Genomic DNA, 13,934 nt, shown 5'->3' with positions numbered 1-13,934 from the left:
ATGGAATTGATTGTTCTGGATACTTCTCTGAAAATGCTTTCTGTGCTTGATACCTTTGAGTCATTGATATGGACGGAGCGGTTTTCCGCCTATGGAGATTTTGAGGTATATACAAGCATCAACGATTCTGTTCTTGAAATCCTGAAAGATGACTACTATCTCTGGCTGAAAGAATCTGACCAGACTATGATTGTCGAGGATAGAAAGATCGAGTCTGATGCTGAAAACGGAAACCACTTCACGGTCACTGGAAGGTCATTGGAATCCATTCTGGAACGCCGCATCATTTGGAAGCAAACGATTCTGAGCGGAAACTTTCAAAATGGAATCAAAAAGCTGCTGGATGAGAACATCATCAATCCTTCTGATGCTTCCCGAAAGGTGGAAGGACTGATATTCGAGGCTTCTACAGACCCAGCGATTACTGGACTGACGGTAGACGCGCAGTTTACCGGAGACAATCTGTATGATGCTATAAAAAAGCTATGCGATTCTAAGAATATTGGTTTCCGAATCAAACTATCTGATGATAACAAATTCGTCTTTAAACTCTACGCCGGCACAGACCGTTCCTACGATCAGTTTACTAATCCCTATGTCATTTTCTCTCCTAAATTTGAGAATGTGATCAATACCAATTATCTGGAATCAAAGAAAACTTTGAAAACAGTCACTTTGGTTGCCGGAGAGGGAGAGGGGGCTGATCGGAGAACTACGACCGTGGCTTGCTCGTCCGGAGCTGGAACAGGTTTGAAGCGACGGGAACTTTACACAGATGCCAGAGATGTTTCTTCGACCGTAGATAACGAAACTCTGACAGATGCTGAGTATAAAGCGCAGCTTTCCCAAAGAGGTTTGGAGAACTTGGCAGAGAATGTTTTAACTAAATCTTTCGAAGGAAAGGTTGAAACAACGAGGATGTACCGATATGGAGAGGATTTCTTCTTAGGAGATATGGTACAGATTGTGAATGAATACGGAATTGAGGGGAAAGCTCGGGTAACGGAATTCATTCGCTCTCAAAGCAAAGAAGGACTCGACTCGTATCCGACATTCGTTACCGTAGAATAGCAGGAAAGGGGTGAAGAAAAATGAGTGTCACTTATGGGTTCTATAACTCAAAGAATAAAGATCGGAGATACGATGCCATTCAAATGTCAAGCATTTTTGACGGGATCATACGTGACGGCATTTTGCAGCATGTTGGGACTGCTATGATGGTGAAAGAGTCTACTGGCATGATGGTGAATGTCGGAATTGGTCGAGCTTGGTTTAATCATACATGGACGTTGAATGACGCCTTGCTTCCTTTGACTGTACCACAATCGGAAGTTATTCTAAATCGGATTGATGTGGTTGTTTTGGAAGTAGATGCTCGTGAATCTGTTCGTGCAAATGCGATTAAAATCATCAAAGGTACGCCAGCTACTAATCCAGCGAAACCAACAATGATTAGCACGACCGACCGTTGGCAGTATCCATTGGCCTATATTCGGGTAAATTCTGGCGTTACATCCATCCGTCAGGCGAATATCACCAATGCTGTTGGTACATCGGAGTGTCCGTTCGTAACAGCTCCACTGGAGAAAATGTCCATTGACGCCTTGGTTGCTCAGTGGAAAGACCAGTGGGATGCATTTTATGAAAAAGAGACATCTGATATGGAAGCGACAAATGCTTTCTGGAAAGACCAGTGGTCAAAATGGTTCAGCACCCAGACGGAAGAAATCCAGAAATCTTATCTGGCATGGGAAAAACAATGGAACGACTGGTATGCTGCTCAAACGGCAGATATGCAGGAAACAAGTGCTTACTGGAAACAGTTATGGGCGACCTGGTTTAACGAGTACACAAACAATAATACATCTGAAATGGCTGCATGGAGAGAAAATGCTCAGGCATTGTTTGATGAGTGGTTCCAGCAGTTGAAGGATACTCTTTCGAAGGATGTAGAAGCAAATCTGGCAAACCAGATATTAGAGTTACAAAAAAGGACATCGATTCTTGAAGAAATTGTAGAGGGGATTCGGACGGAATTCACCGTATACAACAATCTTTATGACAATGGATACGAGAATTACGATAATCTTCTCGATTCATCAGAAGGAACTATCATTGATAGTAACGTGGACCCGATTGTGGCGCGTGCATATTCCAGCTCCTTAATTCTGGATAGCAACGGACAGCCAATTGATGGCCGCGTTATTTTTTGTATTAGGTAAAAGGAGGACATATCGAGATGAAAATTACGGATTATCAGAAGGTCCAGACACTAGATGAAAGCAACATCGTCTTGATTGATGGTAACAATGGAACCAAAACAATTATGGTGACTGATTTTATTAAATCCTTGATTGGGCTTACCAGTTCTCAGGATTTCATTTCCGGCGTCAATCTGTCGGAACTTACGCAAATCAATACGTTGTCTGCGGATGATAAGTTATTGATTGGCACCGCAGCAGGGAACAAAGCGATTGGTGCGGACGATGCACTCTTTGCAATTCTGGACGCTTTTGTTCCGAAGGAGCAGCGCCGCATGATTTACAGAGGAAAAAATCTGGGGAGCGTTATTACAGACGACCAGAAGGCAAATATCAAGAACGGAACCTTCAAAGGATTTTTCCTTGGAGATTACTGGTCTATCGGCAGCTATACATGGAGAATCGTAGATTTTGATTACTGGTATAATTGCGGCGATACGGCTTTCACCACGCCCCATCTGGTTATCATGCCGGATAAACCTCTTTACAACGCACAGATGAATGAGACGAACATCACAACCGGCGGCTATGTTGGTTCTAAAATGTACACCAAGAATCTGGCGCAGGCGAAAACGTTGGCGGCGAGTGCCTTTGGTGACTTGATTCTCACCCACCGTGAATATCTGACAAACGCCGTTTCGAATGGATATCCTTCGGCTGGTGCTTGGTTTGATTCTACGCTGGAACTTCCGAATGAAATTATGATGTACGGAAGCCTTGTCTTTACTCCGGCAGGAGATGGTACGGTCGTTGTGAACCGTTATACGATCGGAAAGACGCAGCTTGCTTTGTTTACGGTGGTTCCGAAGATGATCTCAAATCGTGCAACGTTCTGGCTCAGAGATATCGTTTCTTCGGCTAATTTCGCTTTTGTGTACGGCTATGGTATTACGAACTACTACTACGCTTCGAACTCTTATGGAGTTCGTCCGGTCTTCGCTATTGGTTAGTCTGAATCCAGGGGCCCTGTGCCCCCACGAAAACCGTACACAGGTGACAACAATCTGTGCTATAAAAAAAGAAAAATCTAAATGAAAGGTGTGAATCAAAATGGAGGATAAGATTTATAAGATTACTCTGTCCGATGAAACTGTTCTTGATAATTTGAGGTTGAACGGTAATAACTTTATATCTTCATCGGAAATCAATGAGTCCGTTTTTGACGGAAATTGTTCGATCGTAACAATCAACGATGGAGAAAAGGATGAAGTTCACATGAACATGGAACTTGTCCAGATTACCAAGGTCAATGACAAGTATTGGTTTGTCTTGCGGGAGGTTCCAGAAACAGAGCTGGCCTTTGTTAAAATGCAGTCAGATATCGAATATGTTGCCATGATGTCTGAAATCGAACTATAAAAGGAGGAAACAGTTATGGAACATAGCAAGAATTACGACAAGGTAAAACGCTACTACAATTTGGGTATGTGGAATGAAGTACGGGTTCGGAATGCAGTGAAAAAGAACTGGATTACGGAAGAAGAATTCAAAGAGATCACAGACAAGGATTATGCATGAGTGTTCTTGTGAGTGATCGGACTGAATCTAAATTCGAAGCAATTACATATTCCATCGAATTACATGATATGTTGATTGATTTCATGCAGCGTAGTTTCGGAGTGAAAGACTTGGATCAGCTTGTCCGAGTAAGATATGCTCACGGAAAGGATGCGACAGAAGATTTTTCAAGGTATAGATATTTGATGCTGAACTACAAAAATCGTATTGATCAGTTGGCTTCTATGCTGACCAGTAATGTTCGAGCAGCAAACTCTATCTATCCAACTACGCTACACGAGTATGAACAAAGAAGAGATTATCAGAATACAGCCATAGTAAACTGCGAGCAGCTTTTAAAAGAGCTGCAACGAATCGTTGAGATATTCGAAGTGGACGTTAATCTCTACAGTCGTTATGTTAAAGCTATCGACCGAGAAATCGGATTGATAAAGAAGTGGCGTCAACGAGATAACCGAATCAAGTCACAGTTAAGAGGGTAATGTCTAATTTATGCGTCGTTTCTTCGGCTAATTTCGCTAATGTGAACAACAATGGCAATACGAACTACAACAACGCTTCGAACTCTAATGGAGTTCGTCCGGATTCTCTGCCTAACCAACAGAGAAGGAGACATTGTCCTTTCCGAACGGATAAATAGCAAAGCCGGACGCAATTTACTACGGTAAGTATTGCTATCACGGTGAATGATTTATGAACTATGAGGAGATTATCTGTGACGCCAACAACTTGTATAGGGCTTACAAGGTTTCTGTCAAAACCAGCAAATGGAAGGAGACTACCCAGAAATTCATGCTGAATTTTCTTCGGTATATCTTTTCCATTCAAGATGATCTGATGAATCGGACCCTTCAAAATGGACCGACACAGGAATTCACGTTGTTTGAGAGAGGCCGAGTAAGACCTATTACAAGTATTCAAATTCGGGATCGCATTATTAGGCACGTCTTATGCGATGAAGTCTTGCTTCCGGAAGTGAAGAAGCATATTATCTACGATAATTGCGCCTCGATTAAAGGAAGAGGTATCTCCCACCAGCGGGACAGGTTCGAAGTTCATCTTCGTAAATACTATCGGTTGTATGGAAATGAAGGATGGATATTGTTCGGAGATTTTTCCAAATTTTATGACAATATCATTCACGAGATTGCCAAACGGGAACTCTTAAAGCTGTTTGATGACGATGAATTTATTGACTGGCTGCTGACACAGATTTTCGATGGATTCAAAATTGATGTTTCTTATATGACGGATGAGGAATACGCCAACTGTATATCCGATACCTTCAATAAGCTGGAGTATAGGAATATTCCAGAATCCAAGCTGACGGGCGAAAAATGGATGGAGAAATCGGTAAATATCGGCGACCAGCTATCACAAGTCATTGGGATTTATTATCCGTATCGGATTGATAATTACGTCAAGTATGTAAGAAGCCAGAAGTTCTACGGAAGATACATGGACGACTGGTACATCATGAATCCGAGCAAAGAAGAACTGATTGATTTGCTTGATAATATTCATCGGATTGCAGAAGAGTACGGAATTCATATCAATAAGAAGAAAACTCGAATTGTGAAGATTTCCAGCACTTATAAATTTCTGCAAATAAAATATAGACTAACAGATTCCGGAAGGGTAATCAAACGAATCAACCCAAAGCGGGTTACTACGATGCGAAGAAAGCTCAAGAAACTCGCTGGCAAAGTGAAGAATGGGGAGATTTCGTATGAAAACGTAGAGAATATGTTTCGAGGCTGGATGGGAGGCTTCTATAAGCTTTTGTCTAAAGAACAACGGAAAAATTTAATAGGTCTCTTTGAGAATTTATTTGAAAAGTCGATTAAGATTGTCGATAAGCGAATGATTATAACCGATAAAATCGAATAGACATGGAGGATGCTGGAATGGAACCATGGTTTCAAATGGCGGCGACGATTGTATGTGCAGTCGTCGCTTCTTCTGGTTTTTGGGCATATATCCAGAAGAAAAGTGAGAAAAAAGATGTGAGGACGCAGATGTTGATCGGTCTTGCCCACGATAGAATTATCTATCTGGGAATGTCCTACATCGAACGGGGATGGATCACGCAGGATGAATATGAAAATTTGCATGATTATCTCTATAAACCTTATGAAGAGATGGGTGGAAATGGCTCAGCTAAGAAAGTCATGCAGGAGATCAATAAATTGCCCATTCACAAATCAACCTATATTCAAGAAAATCAGTAGGAGGAATTAAAATGATGGAACAGATTATGAACTATGTGCAGCCTGAGTTAATCGTTGTAGCGATTGTTCTGTATTTCTGCGGCATGGGCCTGAAGCAGACACAGGCAATCAAGGACAAGTATATTCCATTGATTCTCGGTGCCGGCGGCATCGTTCTTTGCGGGATTTGGGTTATGGCTACTTGTCCCTTAGGGAGCGGTCAGGAGATTGCATTGGCTATATTTACCGCAATTGTTCAGGGAATTTTAATGGCTGGCCTCAGTACCTATGTAAATCAGATTATTAAACAGGCAAATAAAAATGAGTAACAACGAGGAGTTGCGGTAAACTGCTCTCTTTTTTTATTTTCAAAGAAAGGATGGAGAATATTGACTATCAATAAAGTAATCTACGGTGGACGGACGTTGATCGACCTGACTGGAGATACCGTAACCGCTGATAAGATTCTTTCCGGTTTTACCGCCCATGACAAAGGGGGTGAGTCGATTACAGGTACTTGTGAGTTTGATGTAGACTCATCCGATGCAACGGCTGCTGTTGCTGAAATCCTTCAGGGGAAGACGGCGTATGTACGAGGTCAGAAACTGACGGGAACCATGAAGAATAACGGAGCTGTGACAGGTACAATTTCTTCAAAGGATGAAGAGTACACCATTCCGCAGGGACATCACGATGGTTCTGGTAAAGTTGGGATTTCGGCAGCAGAAAAAGAGAAAATCATTCCGGATAATATTCGAGAGGGTATTACTCTGCTTGGTGTAGAAGGTTCTATGTCAGGTACGGAAGATGCCAAACCACAGGCAAAGACAGTTACACCTTCTACAAAGGAGCAGACAGTGCTTCCGGATTCTGAGGAAGGATATAACTACTTATCGCAGGTTACAGTCAAAGCAATCCCATATAACGAAAGCGAGAATCCCGCTGGAGGTACTACGGTAACTATCGGCTAGGAGGGAGGCTTAAATGGCTACAAATAAAGTTGTTTACAGCGGTAGGACCCTCATAGACCTGACCGATGATACTATAACAGAGGAAGCTTTGCTAAGAGGTTATACGGCTCATAAAGCGGACGGGACGCAGATTGTGGGAACAGCATTTGCCGATTATCCGGAGCGATATTCGTTTCTTGACCCTCTTCAGGATTCAAATGGAGAAAAGATCCTTGATAATTCGAATAATGTACTACAGGGTGAAACGGTGTATAAAAAGGTGTAGAAATGTCGTTTACTTCTTGAATATTCCTATACTTTTGATAAAAGAATGGCTAAAAATCAAGGTTTCCTGTTTCTATTGAGGAAGCGGCGAAGGCTGGAAAATTTTAAATAATGCTGATAGAATAAGATGTTTTGGAAGTTTTGAGTGTGTTTGATGGTTGGAATAAATGTTTTGATAATTAATAAATTATTGACATTTTCACTTCCTTGGCGTAATATAATGTTAGCAGAGAAAAGTGGTTGTGTCTACTGGACGCAAAGCGAAACCCCAAGGAGTTGCACCTCCTTGGGGTTTCTTTTTCCTTTTGAAGAGGAATAACTTAGGCAGACTGTTGATTATTTATCTCTGTCCAACCATTTACAAATATAGTAGCAAACTATACCTGCCATAACAGAGATAAGAAAAGTGGTTATGTATTGCACTGGTCGCACCTCCTTCCTGCTGGAAAGAGTCAACAGCAACTTTGTTATATCGCTTTGATAGAAGGCTGTCCATTGTTTTATATAAACTCCATAAAGAAATCGGAACAGTAATCAGAACGGCAGCGTAGCACACTCATAGCATACAAATATCCCTAAAATTTTTGAAAATCCAGCCTTCACAGTTTCCAGTGAGGAGAGCGCTAAAGCAGGGAAATCCTAAGAAAAGCTTTATGATATAAGGCTTTGAGAGGATGAACCATATTTTTATGGTTTTAAAAAAATCATTATATATGTGTTTCTTGACATTTCAGCTATTCTGGTTTAATATGATAGTAGCAGAGAAATGAATTTATGTGCATTGTGTCACAAATGCAAATCCCCAGGAAGTTGCAGCTTCCTGGGGATTCTTTTTCCTTTATAGGGTGGGATAACCCAGGCTAGCTGTTGTTATTTTTTTCTGTCTAACCATTTGTTGATATAGTAGCAGACTATACCAGCCATGACAGAAATGAGAAATGAATCTATGTAGTGCATTATGTCACCTCCTTCCTGCTGGAAAGAGTCAACAGCAATTTAATTATAGATGTTAAGTGGTGGAATGTCTATGTCAATTTATAAAATAAAGAGTGGGAATAGGTAGTCATCAGTAGTGCAGAGTAGAACACTCATAGCGCACAACCACCCCTAAAATCCTTGAAAATCCAGCCTTCACAGTTTCCATTGAGGAAGCGGCTAAGGCTGGAAAATTTAAAAAAACGCTTATGGAATAAGGTTTTTTGAAGATTTAGGAAATGCTTGGTGGTTAGAATAACGAAGAAATGTAAAATAAGAGCTATTGACATTTTCCTAAGATAGTTATAATATAATAATAGCTAGGAAAGCTATTTTGTCCGTGTGACAAAGACGAACCCCAGAAAGAGGCCACTTTCTGGGGTTCTTTTCCCTTATATGGTAGGATAACCTAGGCCAGCTGTTGCTATTTATCCCGGTCTGGCCATTTGCAGATAAAGTGGCCGACAATACCTGCCAGGACTGAGATAAGGAAAGCTATTATGTAGTCCATGTGAGCACCTCCTTCCTGCTGGAAAGAGTCAACAGCAATTTAATTATAGTTATTATATGTTGGTTGTCTATGCTAACCTATTAAATAAAAAATAGTAAATATTTAGTGGCTATAAAATTCTTTTTCCAGCCGGAAAGGCCGATGAAATCAGCATTTCTGCCATGTGAGAAACCGTTCTGCAAAGGGTAAAATGGTGCCTGAATGGTGCCCAAGCGAACAAACTGAGTTATGAGCAGTTATATGAAGTAATGAAACAAAATGAGTTGTTTGACATTTCCATGCGGTCATATTAAAATGAAAAAAGTAGTTATGAATTTGCACGATTTAGGTTTAAAAGACGTACGAATTGGAATTTGCGGGGGAGAACATATGATTAGAATAAGACCATATAAAGCTGCGGACGCAAATACGATTTTATCGTGGTGTCAAGATGAAATAGCATTTTATAAGTGGACAGCAGGCGTACTTGGAAATTATCCTATAACACAAAATGAATTTCGTTCCGTTGAATCTTTAATGCCGTTTACTGCATTTGATGAGACAGGAATCGTTGGTTTTTTTACGTTAAGAAATCCTAATGAATCATTGGATGAATTGCGTTTTGGGTTTGTTATTATAAATCCCGAAAAACGTGGGAAAAGCTATGGGAAAACGATGCTTCGATTGGGACTCAAGTTTGTGTTTGAGATATATGGGGCTAAAAGAGCAACGTTAGGAGTTTTTGAAAACAATCTGCCTGCTTATTATTGCTATAAAGCAGTTGGTTTTGATGATGTGATTCTTGATACAACTGAAACATATTGCGTTTTAGGCGAAGAATGGAAGTGCAAAGAATTGATGATGGAAAATGTATAAATTCCAGTTCGTCCAGCTGGTTTCCTGCGCCTTATTGGTATAAGACGTGCTTCCTCTTTAGCCGTTTTCAATAGTGGCAAGCAGGGCAAAGTGGTACACACTTTGCGATTTTTCGTTTTTCGCCTCCGCGAGAACCTGAAAAATATACTTGTTGTGGGCCGCCCCCAACCCCCCGGCAAGGGCCGCTTGCACTGCCTTGCGAACGCGCCACAGGTGGATTGGCCATGTGCTGTCTGCTAAGTCTGTCAGCAGGCCACGCAAGGGTTTGCTGTTTTTTGTTTTGTGGTGCCCAACTTTACAAAATTATGCGGTTGCAGGTTGTGCCGGTTTATTCGCCGGATTTGAGAAAACGTCCATTTCATGCGGGTTTGCGAGGTGTTCTTATGAAACGGCTTGCCGCTTTTTGACATTTGAAATAGCTATTCTAGCAATAAAAAATACAGCAATGAAGAAACGCAGCAACAAAGAAACGCAGCAACAAAGAAACGCAGTAACAAAGAAACACAGTAACAAAGAAACACAATAACAAAAGCCGCAATTAAAAAATCACAATATTAATTAACAAGAAAAGGACGGCCCATTCAATGAACTTCTATTTAGCCCCCATGGAAGGCCTTACCGGCTACATATACCGCAATGCATACCACGCCTGTTACCACCCTATGGATAAATATTTCACCCCATTCCTGTCACCAAAGGCAAACAGCAATCTCAGCTTCCGGGAACTCAGTGACATCCTGCCGGAGCACAACCGCGGAATATATCTGGTTCCGCAGATTCTCACGAACCAGGCGGAAGATTTTATGCGGGTGGCGAAGGAATTGCGGGAATACGGTTATACTGAATTGAACCTGAACCTGGGCTGCCCCTCAGGAACCGTGGTATCCAAGCACAAGGGGGCGGGATTTCTGGAGCGGCCGGACAGCCTGGACCGGTTTCTGGATGAAGTCTGCACAGGTCTGAGCCAGATGGGGATGGAGCTTTCCATAAAAACCAGGCTGGGGATGACCTCTCCGGATGAATTCCCGGGTCTTTTGGAAATTTATAACCGGTATCCCATAAAAGAGCTGGTTCTCCATCCCAGAATCCGCACGGATTATTATAAAAACACCCCAAACATGGATGCATTTTATAGCGGGTTTCACGGCAGCCGGGCCCCGGTTTGCTATAACGGGGATATATTTACTATATCTGACTATGAAACATTATGCGGAGAATATCCGGAACTGGATAGGGTGATGCTGGGACGGGGAATCATATCCAATCCCGGACTGCTGGATTGGATTGGGGTTGAAGCAGGTTCAGGCAATGCCAAAAACAACAAGGAAACATTAAGACAATTCCACCAGATGGTATACGAAGGCTACCGTGAAATCATGTCCGGGGACAGAAATGTCCTGTTTAAAATGAAAGAACTGTGGGCCTGCATGATTCAGATTTTTTCCGACAACGGAAAATACATTAAGAAAATAAAAAAATCCCAGAGACTGGAAGAATATGAGGCTGCGGTGGCTGCTGTGTTCCGGGACCTGGATATCCTGGAAGGTGCCGGATTCCGCACATATTAATGGCGGTATCCGGTATTTTCTGACTGTAATTTGTTCCTCTGCATTTCCTGGGTATTTTTGTGAAAACTGCGGGGATGATATTTCCCTGCCATTGTGCTATACTTTTAGATAATCCGCTTTTTCAATGACGCCGCATCCGATTTTGGTTCCGGAGTTTCCGGAAGGCTGGGATGTAAAGTCGTCGGCATGACTGTGAATGACAACCGATTTGCCGATGATGTCATCTGTGGAAAAGCGCTTGTCATAAAAGGAGAGCCAGGCATAACCCTCGTTCCCGAGAAGGGGAAGCAGGTCCCCTGCATGGTCCGGATGAGGTTCGCCGGAAGGATTGTAGTGGTCCCCCGTACGGGCGAAGTCATCGGAACAATCACCGTTCTGGTGAATGTGCATGGCATAAAAATCCGTGGAACCGGGAGCCTGTTTATTGGGAAGATTAAATATCTCGGCTTCCACCAGTACGCCCCCATAAGGAGTCTGGTAGAATTTCACCAGGCCGCTTAAGCCGGGCGCAGCACTTCCGCCTCTGACCCAGGCAATGGCGGCAGGGGCCCGAAAGCGCAGCAAATCAGCAAAGATGTCAGCAGGAGTGACAGATTGGTTGGCCATAATGGTCTCCTGTAAAAATGATTTCTTTATAGCATATGCGCATAAAAAAATAAGTTTACCTGAATCGGTAAACTTATCTTTCATTTGGAGGGGACCGGCAGAAGGGGAGCTGCCGGTCATAGGTATGAAAAAGTGTTTTCCTGTATAGTAAAAGGTCTATCGCCTTACAAGTATTACTATACAGGGAAAATGTGGCCAAAGTTTGAGCACACGCTAAAGATTCAATAAAGAAACTAAAGGGAAAATAAACAATTTATAAAAGCAGGAGTCAGATTATGGCAAGACGGTTCGTCAGAGGGGCGGAATACATGAAAGAATGGAGTATAAAAGAAACCGGAATGAAGTCATCAAACACAGGCCGCACCATTATAAGGCTGCTGGCAGCGGCGTCTGCAGCATTCCTTTTATTATCCACGCCTGCATACGCAGGGACCTGGTCACAGGCGGGCGGAACATGGAGATACCAGAAGGACGATGGGTCCTATGCCAGGGGATGGCTGCAGAGCACGGATGGGAAATGGTATTATTTTGATGCAAACGGAAGGATGCTGGCAGACACGGTCACACCGGACGGATACCAGGTGGGACCGGACGGGGCATGGGCGGATGGCGGCTGGGAAGCAGCCTATGATGCCAATTACCCACTGAAGGACTACCTGGACCAGGCCGGACTTCAGTATGTGGATGTCATTATGGGGTGGAATGCCAAGGGGGAGCCGGTGATGGAGAGGCGCCTGCGCCAGGATTATAATTATGGGCTGTACAATTATTTTGGCCTTTCCGATGATTTGTGCAAGGCATTGTACGGGGAGAGCGACCAGATAGGAACCGGGGAAACGGCTGTTGACGGCGACAGTCTTCTGGTACTGGGCCAGGTGGCCCTGTATCAGGAAAGCGTGGGAAGCGATACCTACAAGCAGCGGCGCAATGCCCTGGCCCTGGTGGTCCGGGATTATCTGAACAGCTACCGGTGGAGGGATGCCAGCGAACTGGAGCGGGCAAAGCATGCAGCCCTTTACATTGCCTCCGGCTGTACGTATGATACGGGATTGTATACCAGGTTTGTTAACGGGGAAGACACCTCCGGGGACCCTTCCTTTACAGCCTATGGCTGTCTGGTAAACCATAAGGCTGTCTGTGAAGGCATTTCCGTGGCATACCAGATGCTAGCCAGGTCCATGGGCCTGAACTGCTTCTGTGCTCCGGATGACAATGACAAGGACCATATGTTTGTCTATGTGGAAGCGGGCGGCAGCTGGTATAAGGTGGATTTATCCGTGACAGGACTGATGCCCCAGACCATGGTGGACCGGTGCTTTAAGACCACTGCGAACCAGGAGGTGGAGCGTATTTTTGCTGCTTATTACAATAAGTCCAATCCATACATTGCCCATGTGGATTATGGAAACCTGGCTCCCGGAAAGGTATATGACTTAAGCGCCGGAGGACAGCTTCGGAAATATCCGTAGGCTGCGGCCTGGCCTGGGGAACACGGCGGCGGAAGAATTTTAAAGATGGTTTAACTGTTACCGGAACGTGATTCAGTAAAGCAATGCCGGAGACATGAAAGATTCCGGAAAGAAAGGACTGAGAATAATACAATGTTTGATAATCTGACAGCCAATGACATAAAGAAAATGCAGGAAGAAATAGAGTACCGGAAATTAGTGGTCCGCAAGGAAGCGCTGGAGGCAGTGAAGGAAGCCAGGGCTCATGGGGATTTAAGTGAGAATTTTGAATATAAGGCGGCCAAACAGGATAAGAACAGGAATGAGAGCCGGATTCGCTACCTGGAAAAGATGATAAAAACAGCCAGAATCATAACGGATAACTCCAGGGAGGACGAAGTGGGCCTGGGGGATACGGTGGAGGTTTATATACCCGATGACGATGAGACAGAGAAGTATAAGCTGGTAACTACGGTCAGGGGAAATTCCCTTCAGGGATTAATCAGTATTGATTCGCCTCTGGGCAAGGCCATAAGGGGACACAAGGCAGGGGATACGGTTTATGTGAAGGTGGACGACCGTTTTGGATATGATGTGGAGATACGTTCCATTGATAAGACCACGGAAGAGGATGAAGATAAGCTGCGCAGTTTTTAACAGAATAACATTTACGTTTGATTCTACATGGATTCAGGCCCGGCAGAAGGTTGAGAAGATTCAGCAGGTCTTGCCGGGCCTTCTCAGGCG

The 13,934-nt window shown here is 43.4% G+C and carries 17 protein-coding genes; 16 read left to right on the top strand and 1 reads right to left on the bottom strand.

What is annotated here, in order from left to right; genetic code table 11:
- From FGS84_RS17205 to FGS84_RS17140, 14 genes are all read left to right on the top strand, one after another.
- Complete coding sequence (locus tag FGS84_RS17205; protein ID WP_007868697.1) at positions 1 to 1,071, top strand: siphovirus ReqiPepy6 Gp37-like family protein; 1,071 nt, start codon at positions 1 to 3, stop codon at positions 1,069 to 1,071.
- A 20-nt stretch (positions 1,072 to 1,091) separates the two neighbouring features.
- Positions 1,092 to 2,222: a hypothetical protein gene (locus FGS84_RS17200; RefSeq protein ID WP_055649099.1), complete on the top strand. Its 1,131-nt coding sequence runs from the start codon at positions 1,092 to 1,094 to the stop codon at positions 2,220 to 2,222.
- 17 nt (positions 2,223 to 2,239) lie between these two features.
- Positions 2,240 to 3,211 carry a hypothetical protein gene (locus tag FGS84_RS17195; protein ID WP_138309752.1) on the top strand — a complete coding sequence of 324 codons (972 nt, stop codon included), beginning with the start codon at positions 2,240 to 2,242 and terminating at the stop codon, positions 3,209 to 3,211.
- Positions 3,212 to 3,311: 100 nt separating this feature from the next.
- Positions 3,312 to 3,620 carry a hypothetical protein gene (locus tag FGS84_RS17190; protein ID WP_007868694.1) on the top strand — a complete coding sequence of 103 codons (309 nt, stop codon included), beginning with the start codon at positions 3,312 to 3,314 and terminating at the stop codon, positions 3,618 to 3,620.
- Positions 3,621 to 3,635: 15 nt separating this feature from the next.
- On the top strand, positions 3,636 to 3,779 hold the full coding sequence (locus FGS84_RS17185; protein ID WP_007868693.1) for an XkdX family protein: 144 nt from the start codon (positions 3,636 to 3,638) through the stop codon (positions 3,777 to 3,779).
- Positions 3,776 to 4,261, top strand: a complete 486-nt coding sequence (locus tag FGS84_RS17180) for a hypothetical protein (RefSeq protein WP_007868692.1) — start codon at positions 3,776 to 3,778, stop codon at positions 4,259 to 4,261. Before FGS84_RS17185 ends, FGS84_RS17180 begins: the two co-directional genes overlap by 4 nt.
- A gap of 211 nt (positions 4,262 to 4,472) precedes the next feature.
- Positions 4,473 to 5,669, top strand: coding sequence for a reverse transcriptase domain-containing protein (locus tag FGS84_RS17175; protein ID WP_055649101.1), 1,197 nt, complete (start codon positions 4,473 to 4,475; stop codon positions 5,667 to 5,669).
- A gap of 17 nt (positions 5,670 to 5,686) precedes the next feature.
- Entirely contained in the window at positions 5,687 to 6,010 is a 324-nt protein-coding gene (locus FGS84_RS17170; RefSeq protein ID WP_055649102.1) for a hypothetical protein, read from the top strand.
- Positions 6,011 to 6,021: 11 nt separating this feature from the next.
- Positions 6,022 to 6,318, top strand: coding sequence for a phage holin family protein (locus tag FGS84_RS17165; RefSeq protein ID WP_055649103.1), 297 nt, complete (start codon positions 6,022 to 6,024; stop codon positions 6,316 to 6,318).
- A 60-nt stretch (positions 6,319 to 6,378) separates the two neighbouring features.
- Positions 6,379 to 6,960 carry a hypothetical protein gene (locus FGS84_RS17160; protein WP_055649104.1) on the top strand — a complete coding sequence of 194 codons (582 nt, stop codon included), beginning with the start codon at positions 6,379 to 6,381 and terminating at the stop codon, positions 6,958 to 6,960.
- Positions 6,961 to 6,973: 13 nt separating this feature from the next.
- On the top strand, positions 6,974 to 7,225 hold the full coding sequence (locus FGS84_RS17155; RefSeq protein ID WP_055649105.1) for a hypothetical protein: 252 nt from the start codon (positions 6,974 to 6,976) through the stop codon (positions 7,223 to 7,225).
- Positions 7,226 to 9,004: 1,779 nt separating this feature from the next.
- On the top strand, positions 9,005 to 9,565 hold the full coding sequence (locus tag FGS84_RS17150) for a GNAT family protein (protein ID WP_347563851.1): 561 nt from the start codon (positions 9,005 to 9,007) through the stop codon (positions 9,563 to 9,565).
- Positions 9,566 to 9,791: 226 nt separating this feature from the next.
- On the top strand, positions 9,792 to 10,091 hold the full coding sequence (locus FGS84_RS17145; protein ID WP_138309751.1) for a hypothetical protein: 300 nt from the start codon (positions 9,792 to 9,794) through the stop codon (positions 10,089 to 10,091).
- A gap of 58 nt (positions 10,092 to 10,149) precedes the next feature.
- Positions 10,150 to 11,133, top strand: a complete 984-nt coding sequence (locus tag FGS84_RS17140; RefSeq protein WP_138309750.1) for a tRNA-dihydrouridine synthase family protein — start codon at positions 10,150 to 10,152, stop codon at positions 11,131 to 11,133.
- Positions 11,134 to 11,229: 96 nt separating this feature from the next.
- On the opposite strand, the gene FGS84_RS17135 is transcribed toward FGS84_RS17140, so the two are convergent.
- Positions 11,230 to 11,739, bottom strand: a complete 510-nt coding sequence (locus FGS84_RS17135; protein ID WP_138309749.1) for a superoxide dismutase family protein — start codon at positions 11,737 to 11,739, stop codon at positions 11,230 to 11,232.
- A gap of 338 nt (positions 11,740 to 12,077) precedes the next feature.
- Here FGS84_RS17135 and FGS84_RS17130 point away from each other — a divergent pair, with 338 nt between their 5' ends.
- Both FGS84_RS17130 and greA read left to right on the top strand, forming a co-directional pair.
- Positions 12,078 to 13,208: a hypothetical protein gene (locus FGS84_RS17130; protein ID WP_138309821.1), complete on the top strand. Its 1,131-nt coding sequence runs from the start codon at positions 12,078 to 12,080 to the stop codon at positions 13,206 to 13,208.
- Between the two features lie 132 nt (positions 13,209 to 13,340).
- Entirely contained in the window at positions 13,341 to 13,844 is a 504-nt protein-coding gene (greA, locus tag FGS84_RS17125; RefSeq protein WP_138309748.1) for a transcription elongation factor GreA, read from the top strand.
- The last annotated feature ends 90 nt before the right edge of the window (positions 13,845 to 13,934 follow it).

It is taken from the genome of Clostridium sp. 1001271st1 H5 (assembly GCF_005845215.1).
Taxonomy (GTDB): domain Bacteria; phylum Bacillota; class Clostridia; order Lachnospirales; family Lachnospiraceae; genus Enterocloster.
The sequence above is the reverse complement of the archived record's forward strand: the minus strand, read 5'-3'. Positions and strand labels throughout refer to the sequence as shown.

Bases quoted from the DNA above. Each gene is read 5' to 3' on its own strand.
- FGS84_RS17205 (WP_007868697.1), top strand. From the start codon at position 1: ATGGAATTGATTGTTCTGGATACTTCTCTGAAAATGCTTTCTGTGCTT.
- FGS84_RS17155 (WP_055649105.1), top strand. From the start codon at position 6,974: ATGGCTACAAATAAAGTTGTTTACAGCGGTAGGACCCTCATAGACCTG.
- FGS84_RS17180 (WP_007868692.1), top strand. From the start codon at position 3,776: ATGAGTGTTCTTGTGAGTGATCGGACTGAATCTAAATTCGAAGCAATT.
- greA (WP_138309748.1), top strand. From the start codon at position 13,341: ATGTTTGATAATCTGACAGCCAATGACATAAAGAAAATGCAGGAAGAA.
- FGS84_RS17170 (WP_055649102.1), top strand. From the start codon at position 5,687: ATGGAACCATGGTTTCAAATGGCGGCGACGATTGTATGTGCAGTCGTC.
- FGS84_RS17130 (WP_138309821.1), top strand. From the start codon at position 12,078: ATGAAGTCATCAAACACAGGCCGCACCATTATAAGGCTGCTGGCAGCG.
- FGS84_RS17200 (WP_055649099.1), top strand. From the start codon at position 1,092: ATGAGTGTCACTTATGGGTTCTATAACTCAAAGAATAAAGATCGGAGA.
- FGS84_RS17135 (WP_138309749.1), bottom strand. From the start codon at position 11,739: ATGGCCAACCAATCTGTCACTCCTGCTGACATCTTTGCTGATTTGCTG.
- FGS84_RS17150 (WP_347563851.1), top strand. From the start codon at position 9,005: ATGAAAAAAGTAGTTATGAATTTGCACGATTTAGGTTTAAAAGACGTA.
- FGS84_RS17175 (WP_055649101.1), top strand. From the start codon at position 4,473: ATGAACTATGAGGAGATTATCTGTGACGCCAACAACTTGTATAGGGCT.
- FGS84_RS17190 (WP_007868694.1), top strand. From the start codon at position 3,312: ATGGAGGATAAGATTTATAAGATTACTCTGTCCGATGAAACTGTTCTT.
- FGS84_RS17140 (WP_138309750.1), top strand. From the start codon at position 10,150: ATGAACTTCTATTTAGCCCCCATGGAAGGCCTTACCGGCTACATATAC.
- FGS84_RS17165 (WP_055649103.1), top strand. From the start codon at position 6,022: ATGATGGAACAGATTATGAACTATGTGCAGCCTGAGTTAATCGTTGTA.
- FGS84_RS17195 (WP_138309752.1), top strand. From the start codon at position 2,240: ATGAAAATTACGGATTATCAGAAGGTCCAGACACTAGATGAAAGCAAC.
- FGS84_RS17185 (WP_007868693.1), top strand. From the start codon at position 3,636: ATGGAACATAGCAAGAATTACGACAAGGTAAAACGCTACTACAATTTG.